Below are 18,118 nucleotides of genomic sequence, written 5' to 3'. Positions count from 1 at the left end.
TCAGCTCTCCTGTGCTTGCGTCCCGCGCGACGCCTTCTCGGCGATCCCGGAGGTGCCCTCGCGGCGCTCCAGCTCGGCCCAGACCCGGGCCGGGTCGACGCCGGCGGCCGCCCACAGCACCGTCAGATGGTACAGCAGGTCGGCGCTCTCGGCCGCCAGCCCGGCCGGGTCGCCGCGCACCGCCTCGATAACCGTCTCGACCGCTTCCTCGCCGAGCTTCTGGGCGGCCTTGGCCGGGCCGGCCGCCAGCAGCTTCGCGGTGTAGCTGGTCGAGGGATCGGCGCCGCGCCGAGAAGCGACGGTGGCGGCCAGCCGGTCGAGCACGTGGTCCTGACGGTCGGCGGCGGCCATCAGCGGCCCTCCCGCACCGGCACCCCGGCGGCGGCCAGCGCCGCCTTGGCCTGGGAGATCCGGTAGGTCCCGAAGTGGAAGATCGAGGCCGCCAGCACCGCGCTGGCATGGCCCTCGCGCACGCCCTCGACCAGATGGTCCAGGGTGCCGACGCCGCCGGAGGCGATCACCGGCACCGGCACCGCGTCCGAGATCGCCCGGGTCAGGGCCAGGTCGAAGCCCTGCTTGGTGCCGTCCCGGTCCATCGAGGTCAGCAGGATCTCGCCGGCGCCGTATTCCGCCATCCGCCGGGCCCAGGCCACCGCGTCCAGGCCGGTGCCCTGGCGGCCGCCATGGGTGAACACCTCGAACCGGCCGGGGGCGACCTGCTTGGCGTCGACCGCGACGGTGATGCACTGGCTGCCGAACTTCAGGGCCGCCTCGCGCACGAACTCGGGATTCTTCACCGCCGCGGTGTTGATCGACACCTTGTCGGCGCCGGCCAGCAGCAGCTTGCGGATGTCGTCGACCGTGCGCACGCCGCCGCCGACGGTCAGCGGCATGAAGCAGCGCGCGGCGGTCCGGCCGACCACGTCGAAGATGGTGGCACGGTCCTCGTGGCTGGCGGTGATGTCGAGGAAGCACAGCTCGTCGGCACCCTCGGAATCGTACAGCGCCGCCTGCTCGACCGGGTCGCCGGCATCGACCAGGTCGACGAAGTTCACGCCCTTGACCACGCGGCCGTCCTTGACGTCCAGGCAGGGGATGACCCGGATCTTCAGCATCACGCCGCCTCCGCCAGAACCTTGGCGGCCGCGGCCGCGTCGACCCGGCCGTCATACAGCGCCCGGCCGACGATGGCCCCGGCGACGCCGTCGCCGGCGAGTCCGGCGATCGCCTTCAGGTCGTCCAGCGACGACACCCCGCCCGACGCGATCACCGGGGTCGACAGCCGCCGGGCCAGCGCGCCGGTGGCGGCCAGGTTCGGGCCCTGCAGCGCGCCGTCGCGGTCGATGTCGGTGAACACGATCGCCGCCACCCCGGCATCCTCGAACTGCAAAGCCAGTTGCTCGGTGGTGACCTCCGCGGTCTCGGCCCAGCCCTCGACCGCGACCTTGCCGCCGCGGGCGTCGATGCCGACCGCGATCCGGCCCGGATGCGCCCTGCAGGCCGCCAACACCAGCGCCGGGTCGCGCAGCGCCACGGTGCCGAGCACGACCCGGGCCACGCCGGCGTCCAGCCAGGCCTCGATGCCGGCGCGGTCGCGGATGCCGCCGCCGAGCTGCACCGGCACGTCGACCGCGCCGAGGATCGCCCGCACCGCGTCGCCGTTGACCGGCCGCCCGGCGAAGGCGCCGTCCAGGTCGACCACATGCACCCAGGCGCAGCCGGCGTCGCGGAACGCCCGCGCCTGGGCGGCCGGATCGTCGTTGTAGACCGTGGCGGCAGCCATCTCGCCGCGCAGCAGCCGGACGCACTGGCCGCCCTTCAGGTCGATCGCCGGGTACAGGATCACGGGGTCTTCTCCGGGGCGGCCGGGCCGCTCGGCCCGGGCTGGGGCGCGATCGGGTGGAGCGGGCTCAGCTCCTTGTAGTAGAACGCGCCGCGCACGTAGCGGTCGCCGGCGAAGGCGTAGAACGGATGCTCGCCGAACTTCACGTAGCCGAGGGTCTCGTACAGCCGGATGGCGGCCCGCTGGGTCTCGCGCACATCCAGGTTCAGCACCCGGTAACCGGCGGCCCTGGCGTGCTGCTCGGCGATCTCGATCAGCTGGCGGGCCAGCCCGTGGCCGCGCGACCAGGGCGCCAGGAAGTTGGTGGTCAGGTTGCAGGCGAAGCCCTGCGCCTCGTTGTTGCGCGGCGGCTTCTGGATCTGGCAGGAGCCGGCGACCACGCCGTCCAGCCGGGCCACGAACAGCATGCGCTCGGGGATCAGCAGCACGCCCTTCCAGTAGGCCTCCAGGGTCTGGCGCGGCGGCGGCCGCAGCCAGCCGAAGCCGCCGCCGTCGATGATCGCCGCCTCGGCGGCGTCGCACAGGTCGTGCAGGTCGTTGCTGTTAAGGCTCTCGACCAGCTCGACGGTCGGCATCGGCGGCGTCGGCAGCGGCAGGTCGCCGGTCGGCGCCGGGTTCCCGGCGGCGGGCCCGGCCTTGGCCGGCTCCGCCGCGGCCTGGGAAGGCTCGTTCTCGGTCCGGTCCGTCATGGCCTCCATCCGAGGAAGTTGGCGATCAGCCGCAGCCCGGTGGCCTGGCTCTTCTCCGGGTGGAACTGCGTGCCGATCAGGTTGTCGCGCCCGACCACCGCGGTCACCGGCCCGCCGTAGTCGACGGTCGCCAGGCGTTGGGCCGGGTCGCGCAGGGTCATGGCATAGGAATGCACGAAGTAGGCGTGGTCGCCATTGTCGATTCCGGCAAGCACCGGGTGGCCGGCGCCGGCCGCGTCCAGGTTCAGCTGGTTCCAGCCCATATGCGGGATCTTGCGGGCCCGGCCGTCGGCCTCCGGGGCCGGCCGGACGATCTCGACGTCGCCGTCGATCCAGCCCAGGCCCTCGGACGTCACGTGCTCGTAGCCGGCCGCCGCCATCAGCTGCATGCCGACGCAGATGCCGAGGAACGGCACCCCGTCGCCCAGCACCCGGGCGGTCAGCGCGTCGACCATGCCGTCGACCGCGTACAGGCCGCGCCGGCAGTCGGCGAACGCTCCGACCCCGGGCAGCACGACCCGGTCGGCGGTCCGCACCAGGGTCGGATCGTCGGTGACCTCGATCCCGGTAGGCGCGCCGGACTCGCGGGCCGCCCGCTCGAAGGCGTTGGCGGCCGACCTGAGGTTGCCGGAGCCGTAGTCGATGATCGCGGTGATGCCCATGGTGGTCGCCGTTCGGTCGCCCCGGACCGGATCCGGGGCCGGTGTCAGTCGAAGGGCCGCTCAGTCGCTGCGGAGCGCGCCCTTGGTGGAGGGCACGGCGTCGGCCTTGCGGGGGTCGATCTCGACCGCCTCGCGCAGTGCGCGCGCCAGCCCCTTGTAGCAGGTCTCGACGATATGGTGGGTGTTCTCGCCCTTCAGGCTGTCGACGTGCAGGGTGGCGCCGGCGGCCTGGGCGAACGCCCGGAACCACTCCTTGAACAGTTCGGTGTCCATGTCGCCCAGCTTCTGGGCCGGCATCTCCACGTCCCAGGACAGGTAGGGCCGGCCGGACAGGTCGATCGCCACCCGGGTCAGCGCCTCGTCCATCGGCAGCAGGCAGGAGCCGTAGCGCGCGATGCCCTTGCGCTCGCCCAGCGCCTTGGCGACCGCCGCGCCGACCACGTAGCCGCTGTCCTCGGTGGTGTGGTGGAAGTCGATGTGCAGGTCGCCCTCGGCGCGCAGGGTCAGGTCGATCAGCGAGTGCCGCGACAGCTGCTCCAGCATGTGGTCCAGGAAGCCGATGCCGGTCCTGACGTCGTAGACGCCGGTGCCGTCCAGGTCGACGGTGCCGGCGATCCGGGTTTCGGCGGTGTTGCGCTCGACGGTCGCGGTGCGCGTGGCAGTTGGGCGGGCCATGCCGTTGTCTCCTGCGGAGCGGTGGGCGGACCTTTACCAGCGTCGGGCCGCAGGGGGAAGGGTCTGGGGGCACCTGGTCCGACCCGCCGGGCGGCCGGCCCTCACCTGACGACCGCCTCGTAGTCCTGGCCGCCGTAGAACACCCGAAGGACCGTAACGACCCCGCCGTCTTCGTCGATCTCGTAGGCGATGACGGTGCGTTTCCCGAAGGGGATGAGACGCAGGGCCGGGTGCAGGTCGTCGCGAGGGACTCCGCGATGCGGCAATGTACCGAGGCTCTTGATGAATTCGCGTATCGCATCGACGGTGCGGTCCGCCAACGCCAGATCGCCCGTCCAGCGGGTTATGTGCCCGGCGATGGCAACATAGTCGGACAGGACCTCTGTGTTCTCGACGACCTTGTATGCCCGGCCGTTCACGGTCGTCAGGCAAGATCGGCAGGCGCCGCCCGACCACGGTCAAGCCGCCAAGCCGCGAGTCGTTCGTCCATCTCTTCCATCGAGATCGAGGGCTGTGCCGCGCGGCGATCGAGATCGGCACGGATAGCGTCGAGCCTTGCCCGGTGCTCTTCGTTCTCGCGCTCGACTAAACGAAGGCCGTGTTGGATGACAGCGCTCAGCGAGGCAAACTTGCCACTCTCGACCAGCGATCTCGCGAAGGCATGGGCTTCGTCCGTGAGGGAAATCGTGGGCTTGACGGTCATGACGGCTACCTCCCGATGCTGCGACGGTAGGACTTGGTGGTACCGTCGTCAACACGAACCCCACGCTTGATCCCCGGCGCGCGGGCCTTACATTCCGCGGACGCCGCCCGGCCACCCATCGACGGACCGCCATGACCGACCATTCCGACTCCCGCCACGCCCTGACCTGGCACGGCACCACCATCCTGTCGGTGCGCAAGGACGGCCGCGTGGTGGTGGCCGGCGACGGCCAGGTCACCTTCGGCAACACCGTGATGAAGGCCGGCGCCCGCAAGGTGCGGCGGCTGGCCGGCGGCCAGGTGATCGCCGGCTTCGCCGGGGCGACGGCCGACGCCTTCACCCTGTTCGAGCGCCTCGAGGCCAAGCTGGAGCAGCATCCGGGCCAGCTGATGCGGGCCTGCGTTGAGCTCGCCAAGGACTGGCGCACCGACCGCTACCTGCGCCGGCTGGAGGCGATGATGGCGGTGGTCGACCCGGGCGTGTCGCTGATCCTGTCCGGCACCGGCGACGTGCTGGAGCCGGAGGACGGGCTGATCGGGATCGGCTCGGGCGGCGCCTACGCGCTGTCGGCGGCCCGGGCGCTGGCCGACCGCGACGACATGGACGCCGAGGCGATCGCCCGCAAGGCGATGGCGATCGCCGCCGACATCTGCATCTACACCAACGACCGCGTCACCCTGGAATCCCTGTAACTGGGGGAAAACCCTATGACCGCCTTCTCCCCCCGCGAGATCGTCTCCGAGCTCGACCGCTTCATCGTCGGCCAGCGCGACGCCAAGCGCGCCGTGGCGATCGCCTTGCGCAACCGCTGGCGGCGCCGCCAGCTGCCCGAGGAGCTGCGCCAGGAGATCCTGCCGAAGAACATCCTGATGATCGGGCCGACCGGCGTCGGCAAGACCGAGATCGCGCGCCGGCTGGCGCGGCTCGCGGAGGCGCCGTTCCTGAAGGTCGAGGCCACCAAGTTCACCGAGGTCGGCTATGTCGGCCGCGACGTCGAGTCGATCGTGCGCGACCTGGTCGAGGTGGCGATCGGCATGACCCGCGAGCGCATGCGCCGCGAGGTCCACGCCAAGGCCGAGCTGGCCGCCGAGGAGCGGGTGATCGACGCCCTGGTCGGTAACGCCGCCGGCGCCGAGACCCGGCAGAAGTTCCGCAAGATGCTGCGCGAGGGCGCGCTGGCCGACCGCGAGATCGAGGTCGAGCTGAGCGGCGGCGGCCCGCAGGGCATGCCGACCTTCGACATCCCCGGCATGCCGGGTGCCCAGATGGGCATGATCGATCTCGGCGACATGCTGGGCAAGGCGTTCGGCGGCCAGAAGCGCAAGCGCCGGCTGCCGGTGGCGGATTCCTACGAGCTGCTGGTCAAGGAGGAGGCCGACCGCCTGCTCGACCAGGAGACCGTGACCCGCACCGCCATCGAGGCGGTCGAGCAGAACGGCATCGTGTTCCTGGACGAGATCGACAAGATCGCCCGCTCCGAGGAGAAGCGCGGCGGCGACGTCAGCCGCGAGGGCGTGCAGCGCGACCTGCTGCCGCTGATCGAGGGCACGACGGTGGCCACCAAGCACGGCCCGGTGAAGACCGATTTCGTGCTGTTCATCGCCTCCGGCGCCTTCCACACCGCCAAGCCGTCGGACCTGCTGCCCGAACTGCAGGGCCGGTTGCCGATCCGGGTCGAGCTGAGCGCGCTCAGCCGCGACGACTTCCGGCGCATCCTGACCGAGCCGGAGGCCAGCCTGGTCACCCAGTACAAGGCGCTGCTCGGCACCGAGGGCATGACCCTGGAGTTCACCGAGGACGCCATCGACGCGCTCGCCGACATGGCGGTCGAGATCAACCGCAGCGTCGAGAACATCGGGGCGCGGCGCCTGCACACGGTGCTCGAGAAGCTGCTCGAGGAGATCAGCTTCACCGCCTCCGACCGCACCGGCGAGACCGTCACCGTCGACGCCGAGCTGGTCCGCACCCGGGTCGGCGAGCTGGCCAAGAACGCGGATCTCAGCCGGTTCATCCTGTAGAGCCGGGCGCCGCCCGCCCGTCGCTTCGTGGGTTCCGGATCCGTCCCGCCTTCGTCGGGCCGCTCCGGAATGACGACGGGGGAAGAAATCTCCCTCTCTTTTTTTCGTCATTCCGGACGGACGCGACGCCCTCGTCGCGGTCGATCCGGGACCCACTCGCCGCTCCGTAGCTCGCTCGCTCCGAAGGAGAAGCGGCGACCGTCGACGGCCTACCCCAGCGTCGCGATGCTGCGGCGGAAGCGGGCCGCGGCGACCGCGAAGAACAGCACGGCGATTCCGAGGGTCGCGGCGAACTGCGGCCACACCGCGTCGAGGCCGGCGCCGCGGTACAGGATGGCCTGGGCGAACGCCACGAAATGGGTCGACGGCACCGCCTGCATCAGGGTCTGCAGGGCTTCCGGCTGGCTTTCGATCGGGGTGTTGCCGCCGGACAGCATGTTCATCGGCAGCGCCACCAGGATGAACAGCAGGCCGAACTGCGGCATCGAGCGCGCCAGGGTCGCCAGGAAGATCCCCAGGCTGGTCGAGAACAGCAGGTAGAGCACGGTGCCGGCCAGGAACAGCGGCACCGAGCCGGCGACCCGCACCCCCAGCAGCTGCTCGATCACCAGCCACAGGCTGACCGCGACCGCCGCCAGGATCACCAGGGCGCTGGCCCAGACCTTGGCCAGCATGATCTGCATCGGGGTCAGCGGCATCACCAGCAGGTGTTCGATGGTGCCGTGCTCGCGCTCGCGGATGAAGGCCGCCCCGGTCAGCACGATCGACAGCATGGTGACGTTCTGGATCAGGGTCATCACGCTGGTGAACCAGGCGCTTTCCAGGTTGGGGTTGAAGGCGATCCGCACCGTCGGGTCGACCGGTGGTGCCGCGTCCTCGAGCTGCAGGTAGGCCGCGATCTCCCGGGCGGCGATCTGGCTCACATAGGCGCGGCCGATGCCGGCCTGCATCGAGGCGGTGGCGTCGATGTCCAGCAGCAGGCTCGGCCGGTCGCCGGCCAGCACGTCGGCCTCGAAACTCGGCGGGAACACCAGCACGAAGGTGTAGCGCCCGCTGTCCATGCCGGGATCGATCTCGTCGAAGTCGATCAGCTCCGGCGTCTTGAACTGCGGGCCCAGCAGGGCCTGGCGGATCCGGGTCGAGAGCTGCGAGCGGTCGTGGTCGACCACCGCGATCGCGGCGTTGCGCAGGTCGTGGGCGACGCCGTTGGCGGCGGTGTAGATCGCCAGGCTGAACGCCCAGACGATCAGCCCGATCATCACCGGGTCGCGCCGCAGGCTGCGCAGCTCCTTGACGCCGAGGTGGAAGATCGCGTGCAGCCCCTGCATCCGGCGTCCCTGCATCCGGCGCCCCTGCATGTCAGCGCTCCTGGGCCGGCAGCAACAGCGCACTGGCCGCCAGCAGGACCGGGAAGAAGCAGGCCAGGGCCAGGAACTGCGGCGCCAGGTCGGCGAAGCCGAGCGCCTTGGTGAAGGTGCCGACGCTGATCTTCATGAAATAGGTCGCCGGGAACACCGTGCCGATCGCCTGGCCGGCCCCGGCCAGCGACGAGACCGGCTGCATCAGCCCGGAGAACTGCACGGTCGGCACCGCGGTCAGGATGGCGGTGCCGAACAGGGCGGCCACCTGGGTGCGGGTGAAGGTCGACATCAGCAGGCCGATGCCGGTGGTCGCCAGCACGTAGATCAGGGCGCCGGCCACCAGGGCGGCGAAGCTGCCGCGCACCGGCACCCCGAACACCAGGGTGGCGATCGCCACCATCACCAGGAAGTTCACCATGGCGACCCCGACATAGGGGATCTGCTTGCCGAGCAGGAACTCCAGCCGGGTCACCGGGGTGACGTAGAGGTTGGTGATCGAGCCCATCTCCTTCTCGCGCACCACCCCGACCGCGGTCAGGATCGCCGGGATGAACACCAGCAGCAGCGCCAGGTTGGCCGGCGCCATGGCGTTGATGCTGCGGAAGTCCTGGTTGTAGCGGAACCGCGCCTCGACCCCGGCGACCGCCGTCGGCGGCCCGGCCCCGCTGCCGCGGCGCGCCAGCTCGTCGAGATAGGACAGCTGCAGCCCCTGGACGTAGCCGCGGATCGTCTCGGCCCGGAACGGCATGCTGCCGTCGATCCACACCGCCAGTCCGGGCGCCCGGCCGCGCTGCAGGTCGCGCCCGAAGCCGGGCGGGATCTCGACCGCCAGCGCGATGTCGCCGCGCCGCAGCCGGCGGTCCATCTCGGCATGGTCGGCCAGCGCCGCCTGCTCCTCGAAATAGCGCGAGCCGCGGAAGCCCTCGAGCAGGGTCCGGCTCTCGGCGCTGCGGTCGCCGTCCAGCACGGCGTATCGCAACCGCTCGACGTCGAACGAGATGCCGTAGCCGAACACCAGCATCAGGAAGGCGGTGCCGAGCAGCGAGAACGCCAGCCGCACCGGATCGCGCATCACCTCCAGGGTCTCGCGCAGGCTGTAGGCGTACAGCCGTCGCCAGGCGCCGGCGTGGTCCGTGGTCACCGCCGGCGGGCCCGGCCGGAGGACGGTCCGCACGGCTGGGGCCGGCGGGGCGTGCTCGGGCGCCGCCCGGCGCAGCAGGTCGACGAAGGCGTCCTCCAGGGTCTCCGCCCCGCTCGCCCGGCGGATCGCCTCCGGGCCGTCGCAGGCCAGCACCCGGCCCTCGTGCATCAGCGCGATACGGTCGCAGCGCGCCGCCTCGTTCATGAAGTGGGTCGACACGAAGATCGTCACGCCGCGGTCGCGCGACAGCGCCGCCAGCAACCGCCAGAACCGGTCGCGGGCCAGCGGGTCGACCCCCGAGGTCGGCTCGTCGAGGATCAGGATCTCCGGTTCGTGGATCACCGCGACCGCCAGCGAAAGCCGCTGGCGCACCCCGAGCGGCAGCCCGTCGGGCAGGGCGTCCAGGACGTCGGCGAGGTCGAAATCCGACGTGACCGCCGTCACCCTGGCCTGCCGGCGGTCGTCGTCGAGACCGAACAGCCGGGCGTGCAGGTCGAGGTTCTGGGCCACCGTCAGCTCGCCGTACAGCGAGAAGCTCTGCGACATGTAGCCGACCCGGCGCCGGGTCTCCAGGCCGCCGGCCTCCACCGGGCTGCCGAGGATGGTCGCCTCGCCCTCGGTCGCCGGCAGCAGCCCGGTCAGCATCTTCATGGTGGTGGTCTTGCCGCAGCCGTTGGAGCCGAGGAAGCCGAAGATCTCGCCGCGCTCGATCTCGAACCCGACATGGTCGACCGCCGTGAAGTCGCCGAACCGGCGGGTCAGGCCGCGCGCCACGATCACCGGGGTGGCGTGTTCCTGCGGGCGCGGCGCGATCTCCAGGGGCGTCGCCTCGCCGCGCCGGTCGGCCGGCAGCAGGGCGACGAAGGCGGCCTCCAGGTCGCGGGTGCCGGTGCGGGCCAGCAGCGCCGCCGGCGTGCCGGCGGCCAGCACCGCGCCGTCGTGCATCGCCACCAGGCTCTCGAAGCGCGCCGCCTCCTCCATGTAGGCGGTCGAGGCCAGCACGGTCATGCCCGGCCGGGCGGCGCGCATCCGGTCGATCAGCTCCCAGAACTGCCGGCGCGACAGCGGGTCGACGCCGGTTGTCGGCTCGTCGAGGATCAGCAGGTCCGGGTCGTGGATCAGGGCGCAGCACAGCCCCAGCTTCTGGCGCATGCCGCCGGACAGGTGGCCGGCCCGGCGGTCGGGGTAGGGGTCCAGGCCGGTGGCGGCCAGCAGGTCGGCGATGCGGGCCTCGCGCTCGGCCCGGGCGAGCCCGAACAGCCGGCCGAAGAACGCCAGGTTCTCATGCACGCTGAGGTCGGCGTACAGGTTGCGGCCCAGGCCCTGCGGCATGTAGGCGATGCGCGGGCAGGCCGCGCGCCGGTGCCGCGGGTCGGCCATGTCGCCGCCCAGCACCTCGACGCTGCCGTGCTGGATGCGCCGGGCCCCGGCGACCAGGCCGAGCAGGGTCGACTTGCCGACCCCGTCCGGCCCGATGACGCCGACCGTGCCGCCGGCCGGCAGTTCCAGGTCGACGTCGCGCAGGGCGGCGACGCTGCCGTAGCGGTGGCCGACGCCGCGCAGGCGGGCGGCCGGCGCGGTCATCGGGCGACCGGCGGCAGCCGGACCGCCAGGTCTTCGGGCCAAACGCCGTCCGGGGTCAGCAGCACATAGGCCTCGCCCGGCAGGCCCGGCTTGACCCGGTCCTGGTACTGCCTGAGCAGATCCGGGGCGACACGGAGCTTGACCCGGAACATCAGCTTGTCGCGCTCGCTGCGGGTCTCGACCTCGCGCGGCGTGAACTGGGCGGTGTCGGCGACGAACCCGACCCGGGCCGGAAACACGTAGCCGGGGGCGGCGTTCAGCACGATCCGGGCCTCCGAGCCGATCGCCAGCCGGCCGGCCTCGGCGGTCGGCAGGAAGATCGTCATGGTGATGTCGGTCAGGTCGGCGACGGTCAGCACCCGGCCGCCGGCCGCCAGTACCTCACCCGGCTCGGCCAGCCGGTACTGCACCCGGCCGGGACGCGGCGCCTTCAGCACGGTGTCGTCGAGCCGGGCCCGGACACCCTCGACCTCGGCCGCGGCCGCCTCCTCGGCGCGGGCGGCGGCGGCCTGGCGGGCCTCGGCGGCGCGCAGCCCGGCGGCCAGGCTGTCGCGGTCGGCGCGGCGCTCGTCGACCCGCTCCTCGGTGGCGTGGCCGCTCCGCAGCAGGCTGACGGCGCGGTCGAATTCGCGGTCGGCGTAGCGCAGCAGGCTGCGCTTCTCGACGATCTGCGCCGCCGCCTCGGCGCGGTCCTCGGAGGCCTGGGCGACCCGGGCCTCGGCGCGCGCCAGATCGGCCTTCAGCTCGCGGGAGTCCATCAGCGCCACCACCTGGCCGGCCTCGACGCTGTCGCCCTCCTGCACCCGGACCTCGATAACCCGGCCCGGATACTTGGCGGCGACGTGCACGATCTCGGCCTCGATCCGGCCGTTGCCGACCGCCAGGTGCTCGGGCAGGCGGTCGCGGCCGTTCCACCACGCCAGGCCGGCGGCTGCCAGCAGGGCGGCGACTACCATGCCGGCGAGCACCGGCCGACCGGATATCCTCATCGCTGCACTCGCCATCCTGGTGAAGGACCGGGTCGCCGGCATCGCCGGCCGCACCCAACATCCGGCCATTGTGCAACCGCAGCATTGAGCGAGGTCAAGGCCGGACTGGCGGGACGCCGGTCAGCGAGCCTCCGTCGCCGGCGGCCGGCGGGCCTCGTCGAGGCCGCGCCGCAGGGTCCGGGCCAGGTCCAGCTTCTCATCGCCGGTCAGGAATCCGCCGATCTCCAGGCGCCGGCCGTGCGACCGCAGGGTGAGCCGGCTGTGCCGGCGTGGCGGATCGTCCATGTCGACCGCCAGCCAGTAGGGCTGGAAGGCGATGCGGCGGCCGCGGCCGCGGGCGTCGACCTTGGTGACCTCCAGGGCCTCGCGGGTCAGCCGCAGGGTCTCGTAGGCCCGCGCCGCCCGGTAGTTGAGGCGGAACGCCACGTAGACGATCAGCACGTCGAGGCCGAGGAAGCCGACCACCGGCCAGGCCCCGCTCAGGTAGAACACCAGGCCGACCGCGAAAGAGCAGGCGCACAGCACCGCCATCAGCACCAGGAAGCCGGTCGGCCCGAGGCTGCGGTGCGGATACACGACCACGTCGAGCAGCGGTGCCGGCCCCGCCGCCGGCGCCGTCCCGGGATCTGAGGCGGCCTGATCGCTCATAAAGCAGATATGCGCCGTCCCGCGGTCCGGGTCAAAGCGACTGGACATCGCAGTCGCGGTCGGCATGCTCGCTCCGGCAGCGCCCCGGTTCCGGCGGCGCCGAGGGGGGAACGCCATGACCCGACGCATGACAAACGCCCAGGTGGAGGGGTTCTTCGCCGCCCTCGAGGCCGCCAATCCGGAGCCGGAGGGCGAACTGGAATACGTCAACCCGTTCACCCTGCTGGTGGCGGTCGTGCTGTCGGCCCAGGCCACCGACACAGGGGTGAACAAGGCGACCCGCCGGCTGTTCGCCGTCGCCGACACGCCGGAGAAGATGCTGGCGCTCGGCGAGGAGGGGGTGCGCGAGCACATCAAGACGATCGGGCTGTTCAACGCCAAGGCCAAGAACGTGGTCGCCCTGTCGGCCAAGCTGATCGCCGAGCATGGCGGCGAGGTGCCGCGCGACCGGGAGGCCCTGGAAACCCTGCCGGGGGTCGGGCGCAAGACCGCCAACGTGGTGCTGAACATCGCCTTCGGCGAGCCCACCATCGCCGTCGACACGCATCTGTTCCGGGTTGCCAACAGGACCGGAATGGCGGCGGGCAAGACCCCGCTGGCGGTCGAACTGGCGCTGCTGAAACGGGTGCCGGAACGATATCTGCGGCACGCCCATCACTGGCTGATCCTGCACGGCCGCTATATCTGCAAGGCCCGCAAGCCGGCCTGTCCGCGCTGCGTGGCGCGGGCCTTCTGCAATTTCGGGGACAAGACCCCGGACCCCGCCTGAACGGCCGCCGGCGGCCCGGGGCGGTTCAGCTGGTGGTGGCGCCGGCCCGGTGGGCCAGCAGGTTGCCGAAGCAGCTGCTGGCCTCGGCGGTGCCGGCCAGCCGGACGCCCCGCACCTCGTAGTCGAGGAGGCGCGGGCCGCCGGCGGTGGCGTACCAGAACAGGTCCATCACGCAGCCGCCCGCATAGTACTGCCAGACGGTGGCGCCGCCTTCGCGGCGGACGTAGTGCGGCATGCCGATCAGGCCGGACACCGCGTCGGGCGACAGCCCGCGCAACCGGTCCGGGTTTCGGTCCGACTCGCTCAGAACGGCCGCGGCCTTGACGGTCGCGCCGGTCGCCGCCGGCCGCACCGCTCCCGCATCGCCCTGGGACGTCACGGACGCCCCCGGGCCCGACGTGGTCGCGCAGCCGGCGAGCGCCAGTGCCGTCAGGACTGCGGTCAATGTCCCGAGCAGTCGGTTCATTCGGCCATCGTCTCCTTGAGATCCTTGGGCGGCTCGGCCTGCTGGATCGGCTGGTCGAGCGGACCGATGTCGCCCTTGATGACGCCGCCGAGCTCGACCTCGAGCTGGCCGAAGCGCACGGTGCCGATGATCTTGCCGGTGCCCTTGATGGTCAGCTTCTCGCGCGCCGTCAGCGTGCCCTCGAACAGGCCGGCGATCACCGCTTCCTCGATCTGCACCTTGCCGCGGAAGGTGCCGGAATCGGTGACCTCCAGCATCTGGCTCTGCTCGAGGGTCGCCTGCACCGTGCCCTCGACCACCAGGATGTCGCAGGCGGTGATCTCGCCGGCCAGCGAAATGTCGCGGCCGACCAGCAGGCGCTTGTTCTCGACGTTGGCGCGCGGCGTCGGCTTGCGGGCCGGGCCGCCGGCCAGGTTGTCGACCGCGGCGCGGCGCGGGATCTCGGGGACGACTCCGCCGCTCAGCGGCTTGGACGGGATCTGGCTCGACATGTCGGGGCCTTTCGTGGTTTCCGGCGAGGTCTGGTCCGGGCTGGACTGCGGCCCGGCGGCACTGTCCGAGACCAGGGTCGGACCCTTGCCGTCGGCGGCCTTGCCGGCCTTCCAGTCACCAGACACTGATGACTCGGTTCGCGATGCGGACTCAATAGGTTTGCGGCGCCCGAACATGGTTTTAATCTCCTTTGGAAACCCGTCGCCCTAACCACCTGCCAAATAGAGATTATCCTTGAACGGTGCTAATCCGCAACAGGTCAATGCGCCGGCGCACGAATTTCCGGTTCCCCCCCGTTGCGCCGTCGCAGTCGCTCGAATTCGTGCAGGGCGAAGGCGGTCGCCAGCACCGGGGTGGCCAGGTTGACGACCGGGATCGTCGCCAGCACCGCGATCGCCACGCCGGCGGCGAACAGGGCGCCTTGATTTTGCTTCCGGAACGCCTTCACCCCGGCCCGGTCCAGCCGCCGGACAGCGACCATCTCGGCATATTCCCGTCCCAGCAGGTAGCCATTGAGCCCGTAGAATAGGGCGAGGTTGAGGCCGGGCAGCAGCAGGTAGAACGGCAGGGCCAGCAGGTTCAGGCCGACCGACACCGCCGCGAACTGCAGGGCGTCGGTCAGGATCTCGCCGATGGTCTGGTGGCGCGCCGGCCCGAGCGCCGTGTAGTGGCGTGCCTCGACCGCCTCGGCGACCCGGTCGGCGAACAGGCCGCTGATCACCTGCACCATGCCGGGGAAGAACAGGAAGGCGAGGATCACCGTGGCGATCGCCCCCAGCCAGGTGAACAGCTCGTCCAGCCAGCCGATCCCGGTCGCCTGCAGGGCGTCGATCCCGGCGCCGACGACCGCCGCCAGTGCCAGGATCAGGACCAGGGTCGCGAGGATGGCCGCCGCCAGGACGCCGCGCAGCCGCGGGTCCGCGAGCTGACCGAGTGTCCGCGCGATGGACTCGAACATCCTAAAGTCTCCGATTCGGCGTCGTCGATGCGGTGCCGCGATCCGGCCCTGCAGCCCCCTCGGGAGCGGAATAACCATGACGCCCGGTCGGCCGCAAGGGGGCTCGACGCGCCGGTTCGCCGCGCCGCGGCCGGGACCGGGCGGCCGCCCCGGTCGGATTCCCGGTTCCGGCTCCGGGTTCCCCTCGGCGGCCGGCGCCGCTAGATTGGCGGCGCCGCGGCCGGGCAATCGGCGCCCCGCCCGGCGATCCCCCGGGACCCTGGAGGACTTGGATGCCGAAGAGTCTGGACGTCGTCGCGATCGGCAACGCGATCGTCGACGTGATCGCCCGCATAGACGATGCGTTCCTGCAAACCCACGGCGTCGAGCGCGGCGCCATGACGCTGATCGACGACGCCCGCAGCGAGGCGCTGTACGACGCCATGCCGCCGGGCCTGGAAGTGTCCGGCGGGTCGGCCGGCAACACCGCCGCCGGCCTGGCCGCGCTCGGTGCCCGGGCCGGCTACATCGGCAAGGTGCGCGACGACGTGCTGGGCAAGGTGTTCCGTCACGACATCACCGCCCAGGGCGTGCGCTTCGAGACCGCGCCCGCCGCCGACGGCCCGCCGACCGCGCGCTGCCTGGTGCTGGTGACCCCGGACGCCCAGCGCTCGATGAACACGCATCTCGGGGCCTGCGTGAACCTGACGCCGGACGACGTCGACCCGGCCATGATCGCCGACGCCCAGGTGGTCTATCTCGAGGGCTATCTGTGGGACCCGCCGCAGGCCAAGCAGGCCTTCCTGAAGGCCGCGCGGATCGCCCACGAGAACGGCGGCAAGGTCGCGCTCAGCCTGTCCGACCCGTTCTGCGTCGACCGCCACCGCGCCGAGTTCCAGGAACTGGTGCGCCACCATGTCGACATCCTGTTCGCCAACGAGCACGAGATCGTCTCTCTGTTCGAGGCCGGCAGCTTCGACGAAGCCCTGCAGAAGGTGCGTTTCGAAGTCGAAACGGCGGCCCTGACCCGCAGCGAGAAGGGCTCGGTGGTGATGCACCGCGACGAGGTCCATGTGCTCGACGCCGAGGCGGCCGACCGGGTCGTCGACAGCACCGGGGCGGGCGACCTGTACGCCGCCGGCTTCCTGTACGGCTATACCCAGGGCAAGGACGTCGCCACCTGCGGGCGGCTCGGCGGGCTGTGCGCCGCCGAGATCATCTCGCACTACGGCGCCCGCCCGGAGGCCGACCTGAAGAAACTGGTGGCGGCGCGTTTCGGGTGACCGGCGGAAAGCGGCGGAAATGATCTCAGAAGGCCGGGCGGCGGCGATCCGCGACACCCTGACGCTGTATCTGCGGCGCCGGGTGCTGGTGGTGCTGCTGCTCGGCTTCTCGTCCGGCCTGCCGCTGCTGCTGTCGTTCTCGACCCTGAGCACCTGGATGCGCGAGGTCGGGGTCGACCTGACCTCGATCGGCCTGTTCGCGCTGATCGGCGTGCCCTACACGCTGAAATTCGCCTGGGCCCCGGTGATGGACCGGTTGCCGCTGCCGCCGCTGACCCGCTGGCTCGGCCGCCGGCGCGGCTGGATGGTGGCGACCCAGCTGGCGCTGATGGTCACCCTGGCCGGGCTCGGCACCACCGATCCGCTGGCCAGCCCGCTGCTGATGGCGCTGTTCGGGGTGCTGGTGGCGTTCTTCTCGGCCAGCCAGGACATCGTGGTCGACGCATACCGGATCGAGAGCCTGGAGGAGACCGAGCAGGGCGCCGGGGCCGCCGCCTACGTGCTCGGCTACCGGGTCGGCATCCTGGCGGCCGGGGCCGGGGCGCTGCTGCTGGCCGACAATCTCGGCTGGTTCCAGGCCTATCTGGCGATGGCGGCGCTGATGCTGGTCGGGCTGCTGACCATCCTGCTCAGTCCCGAGCCCGAGGGCCCGGCCCCGGTGCCGCCGCCGCGCGGCAGCCGGATGCAGAAGACGGCGCAATGGGTCCGCGAGGCGGTGGTGGCGCCGTTCGCCGAATTCCTGACGCGGCCCTGGGCCCTGCTGATCCTGCTGTTCATCCTGCTGTACAAGCTCGGCGACGCCTTCCTGGGCGCCATGACCAACCCGTTCTACATCGACGTCGGCTTCACCAAGACCGAGATCGCCGAGGTCACCAAGGTGTTCGGCCTGCTCGCCCTGCTGGCCGGGCTGGTGGTCGGCGGGGTGATGGTGCGCCGGCTCGGGCTGATGTGGGCGCTGCTGATCTGCGGCGTGCTGCAGGCCGCCTCCAACCTGGTGTTCGCGCTGCAGGCGACGGTCGGCAGCGAGGTCTGGATGCTGGTGATCACGATCGGCGTCGAGAACGCCACCGGCGGCATGGGCACGGCGGCCTTCATCGCCTATCTGTCGCGGCTGACCAACGTCGCCTTCACCGCCACCCAGTACGCCCTGCTGAGCTCGTTCATGGCGTTCGGGCGAACCGTGCTGTCGTCGCCGTCCGGCTGGGCCGCCGAGCAGCTCGGCTGGGTGCAGTTCTTCTTCGCCTCGACCGCGATCGCGGTGCCGGGCCTGATCCTGCTGCTTGTGCTGATGCGGCTGTTCCCGCCGCTGCCGGCCGCCGACAAGCCGGCGACGGAGACGCCGGCGTGACGGCGCGGATGCAGGCCGTCGCGGCCGACATCACGACCCTGGCGGTCGACGCCATCGTCAACGCCGCCAACGAGCGGCTGCTGGGCGGCGGCGGGGTCGACGGCGCGATCCACCGGGCGGCCGGCCCGGCGCTGCTTGAAGCCTGTCGGGCGATCGGCGGCTGCCCGACCGGCGAGGCCCGGATCACCCCGGGCTTCCGGCTGCCGGCGCGCTTCGTGATCCACACGGTCGGCCCGGTCTGGCAGGGCGGCGGCCGGGGCGAGGCCGGGCTGCTGGAATCCTGCTACCGCAGCAGCCTGGCGCTGGCGGTCGAGCACGGGGCCGCGACCGTGGCGTTCCCGGCGATCTCGACCGGCGTCTACGGCTACCCGCTGGCCGAAGCCACCCGGATCGCGGTGGCGACCGCCGCCGCGTTGCTGGCCGGCGAGCCGCGGATCACCCGGGTCACCTTCTGCTGCTTCGGCGCCGAGGCGCTGGCCGCCTACCGGCGCGAACTGGCGATGCTCTGAC

The 18,118-nt window shown here is 71.7% G+C and carries 22 protein-coding genes; 7 read left to right on the top strand and 15 right to left on the bottom strand.

From position 1 onward, the window contains the following. The 8 genes from RIC31_RS09210 to RIC31_RS09175 all read right to left on the bottom strand — a co-directional run bounded on the left by RIC31_RS09210 (position 1) and on the right by RIC31_RS09175 (position 4,572). Positions 1-351 carry a phosphoribosyl-ATP diphosphatase gene (locus RIC31_RS09210; protein ID WP_350105435.1) on the bottom strand — a complete coding sequence of 117 codons (351 nt, stop codon included), beginning with the start codon at positions 349-351 and terminating at the stop codon, positions 1-3. Continuing rightward, the gene (gene hisF, locus RIC31_RS09205; protein ID WP_350105433.1) at positions 351-1,115 is read right to left on the bottom strand and encodes an imidazole glycerol phosphate synthase subunit HisF; all 765 of its coding nucleotides are present in this window, start codon (positions 1,113-1,115) and stop codon (positions 351-353) included. The genes RIC31_RS09210 and hisF overlap by 1 nt, the downstream gene beginning before the upstream one ends. Next, entirely contained in the window at positions 1,115-1,846 is a 732-nt protein-coding gene (gene hisA, locus RIC31_RS09200) for a 1-(5-phosphoribosyl)-5-[(5-phosphoribosylamino)methylideneamino]imidazole-4-carboxamide isomerase (RefSeq protein ID WP_350105431.1), read from the bottom strand. The genes hisF and hisA overlap by 1 nt, the downstream gene beginning before the upstream one ends. Continuing rightward, positions 1,843-2,532, bottom strand: a complete 690-nt coding sequence (locus RIC31_RS09195; protein ID WP_350105429.1) for a GNAT family N-acetyltransferase — start codon at positions 2,530-2,532, stop codon at positions 1,843-1,845. Before RIC31_RS09195 ends, hisA begins: the two co-directional genes overlap by 4 nt. Continuing rightward, positions 2,529-3,194 (bottom strand): imidazole glycerol phosphate synthase subunit HisH, encoded by a 666-nt coding sequence (gene hisH / locus RIC31_RS09190; RefSeq protein WP_350105427.1) that lies wholly within the window; start codon positions 3,192-3,194, stop codon positions 2,529-2,531. Before hisH ends, RIC31_RS09195 begins: the two co-directional genes overlap by 4 nt. Positions 3,195-3,254: 60 nt before the next feature. Then, positions 3,255-3,869: an imidazoleglycerol-phosphate dehydratase HisB gene (gene hisB / locus RIC31_RS09185; protein ID WP_350105425.1), complete on the bottom strand. Its 615-nt coding sequence runs from the start codon at positions 3,867-3,869 to the stop codon at positions 3,255-3,257. 101 nt (positions 3,870-3,970) lie between these two features. After that, entirely contained in the window at positions 3,971-4,288 is a 318-nt protein-coding gene (locus tag RIC31_RS09180; protein WP_350105423.1) for a type II toxin-antitoxin system RelE/ParE family toxin, read from the bottom strand. Positions 4,289-4,293: 5 nt separating this feature from the next. Then, positions 4,294-4,572, bottom strand: a complete 279-nt coding sequence (locus RIC31_RS09175) for a ribbon-helix-helix domain-containing protein (RefSeq protein WP_350105421.1) — start codon at positions 4,570-4,572, stop codon at positions 4,294-4,296. A gap of 131 nt (positions 4,573-4,703) precedes the next feature. Here RIC31_RS09175 and hslV point away from each other — a divergent pair, with 131 nt between their 5' ends. Both hslV and hslU read left to right on the top strand, forming a co-directional pair. Continuing rightward, positions 4,704-5,264 carry an ATP-dependent protease subunit HslV gene (gene hslV / locus RIC31_RS09170; RefSeq protein WP_350105419.1) on the top strand — a complete coding sequence of 187 codons (561 nt, stop codon included), beginning with the start codon at positions 4,704-4,706 and terminating at the stop codon, positions 5,262-5,264. A gap of 15 nt (positions 5,265-5,279) precedes the next feature. Further along, positions 5,280-6,590 (top strand): ATP-dependent protease ATPase subunit HslU, encoded by a 1,311-nt coding sequence (gene hslU, locus RIC31_RS09165; protein ID WP_350105417.1) that lies wholly within the window; start codon positions 5,280-5,282, stop codon positions 6,588-6,590. A 209-nt stretch (positions 6,591-6,799) separates the two neighbouring features. Here the strand turns inward: hslU and RIC31_RS09160 are convergent, their stop codons facing one another. The 3 genes from RIC31_RS09160 to RIC31_RS09150 are packed head-to-tail and all read right to left on the bottom strand — an operon-like array spanning position 6,800 to position 11,632. Beyond that, complete coding sequence (locus tag RIC31_RS09160) at positions 6,800-7,948, bottom strand: ABC transporter permease (RefSeq protein WP_350105415.1); 1,149 nt, start codon at positions 7,946-7,948, stop codon at positions 6,800-6,802. 1 nt (position 7,949) lies between these two features. After that, positions 7,950-10,676 (bottom strand): ribosome-associated ATPase/putative transporter RbbA, encoded by a 2,727-nt coding sequence (gene rbbA / locus RIC31_RS09155; protein WP_350105412.1) that lies wholly within the window; start codon positions 10,674-10,676, stop codon positions 7,950-7,952. Further along, positions 10,673-11,632, bottom strand: a complete 960-nt coding sequence (locus tag RIC31_RS09150; RefSeq protein ID WP_350105410.1) for an HlyD family secretion protein — start codon at positions 11,630-11,632, stop codon at positions 10,673-10,675. The genes rbbA and RIC31_RS09150 overlap by 4 nt, the downstream gene beginning before the upstream one ends. Here RIC31_RS09150 and RIC31_RS09145 point away from each other — a divergent pair. Next, entirely contained in the window at positions 11,631-11,753 is a 123-nt protein-coding gene (locus RIC31_RS09145; protein ID WP_350105407.1) for a hypothetical protein, read from the top strand. The two genes, RIC31_RS09150 and RIC31_RS09145, sit on opposite strands and share 2 nt — an antisense overlap. A gap of 32 nt (positions 11,754-11,785) precedes the next feature. Here RIC31_RS09145 and RIC31_RS09140 read toward each other — a convergent pair whose 3' ends face one another. After that, positions 11,786-12,313 carry a DUF2244 domain-containing protein gene (locus tag RIC31_RS09140; RefSeq protein WP_350105406.1) on the bottom strand — a complete coding sequence of 176 codons (528 nt, stop codon included), beginning with the start codon at positions 12,311-12,313 and terminating at the stop codon, positions 11,786-11,788. A gap of 127 nt (positions 12,314-12,440) precedes the next feature. Between RIC31_RS09140 and nth the strand changes: the two genes are divergently transcribed. Continuing rightward, a complete protein-coding gene (nth, locus tag RIC31_RS09135) occupies positions 12,441-13,082 on the top strand; it encodes an endonuclease III (RefSeq protein WP_350105718.1) in 642 nt (213 codons plus the stop codon). A gap of 25 nt (positions 13,083-13,107) precedes the next feature. On the opposite strand, the gene RIC31_RS09130 is transcribed toward nth, so the two are convergent. The 3 genes from RIC31_RS09130 to RIC31_RS09120 all read right to left on the bottom strand — a co-directional run bounded on the left by RIC31_RS09130 (position 13,108) and on the right by RIC31_RS09120 (position 14,998). Then, entirely contained in the window at positions 13,108-13,548 is a 441-nt protein-coding gene (locus tag RIC31_RS09130) for a hypothetical protein (protein ID WP_350105404.1), read from the bottom strand. Beyond that, positions 13,545-14,165: a bactofilin family protein gene (locus RIC31_RS09125; RefSeq protein ID WP_350105402.1), complete on the bottom strand. Its 621-nt coding sequence runs from the start codon at positions 14,163-14,165 to the stop codon at positions 13,545-13,547. Before RIC31_RS09125 ends, RIC31_RS09130 begins: the two co-directional genes overlap by 4 nt. A 134-nt stretch (positions 14,166-14,299) precedes the next feature. Continuing rightward, positions 14,300-14,998, bottom strand: a complete 699-nt coding sequence (locus RIC31_RS09120) for an EI24 domain-containing protein (protein WP_350105400.1) — start codon at positions 14,996-14,998, stop codon at positions 14,300-14,302. Between the two features lie 272 nt (positions 14,999-15,270). Here RIC31_RS09120 and RIC31_RS09115 point away from each other — a divergent pair, with 272 nt between their 5' ends. From RIC31_RS09115 to RIC31_RS09105, 3 genes are read left to right on the top strand one after another with little or no spacing between them, the layout of a single operon-like run. Next, on the top strand, positions 15,271-16,260 hold the full coding sequence (locus RIC31_RS09115; protein WP_350105398.1) for an adenosine kinase: 990 nt from the start codon (positions 15,271-15,273) through the stop codon (positions 16,258-16,260). 19 nt (positions 16,261-16,279) lie between these two features. Next, on the top strand, positions 16,280-17,608 hold the full coding sequence (locus tag RIC31_RS09110; RefSeq protein ID WP_350105396.1) for an AmpG family muropeptide MFS transporter: 1,329 nt from the start codon (positions 16,280-16,282) through the stop codon (positions 17,606-17,608). Next, the gene (locus RIC31_RS09105; protein WP_350105394.1) at positions 17,605-18,117 is read left to right on the top strand and encodes an O-acetyl-ADP-ribose deacetylase; all 513 of its coding nucleotides are present in this window, start codon (positions 17,605-17,607) and stop codon (positions 18,115-18,117) included. Before RIC31_RS09110 ends, RIC31_RS09105 begins: the two co-directional genes overlap by 4 nt. Position 18,118 lies beyond the last annotated feature (1 nt).

It is taken from the genome of Thalassobaculum sp., from assembly GCF_040219615.1.
In the GTDB taxonomy this organism is placed as follows: Bacteria; Pseudomonadota; Alphaproteobacteria; order Thalassobaculales; family Thalassobaculaceae; genus Thalassobaculum_A.
Note: the sequence above shows the minus strand (reverse complement) of the source record. Positions and strands in the feature narration are given on the sequence as shown.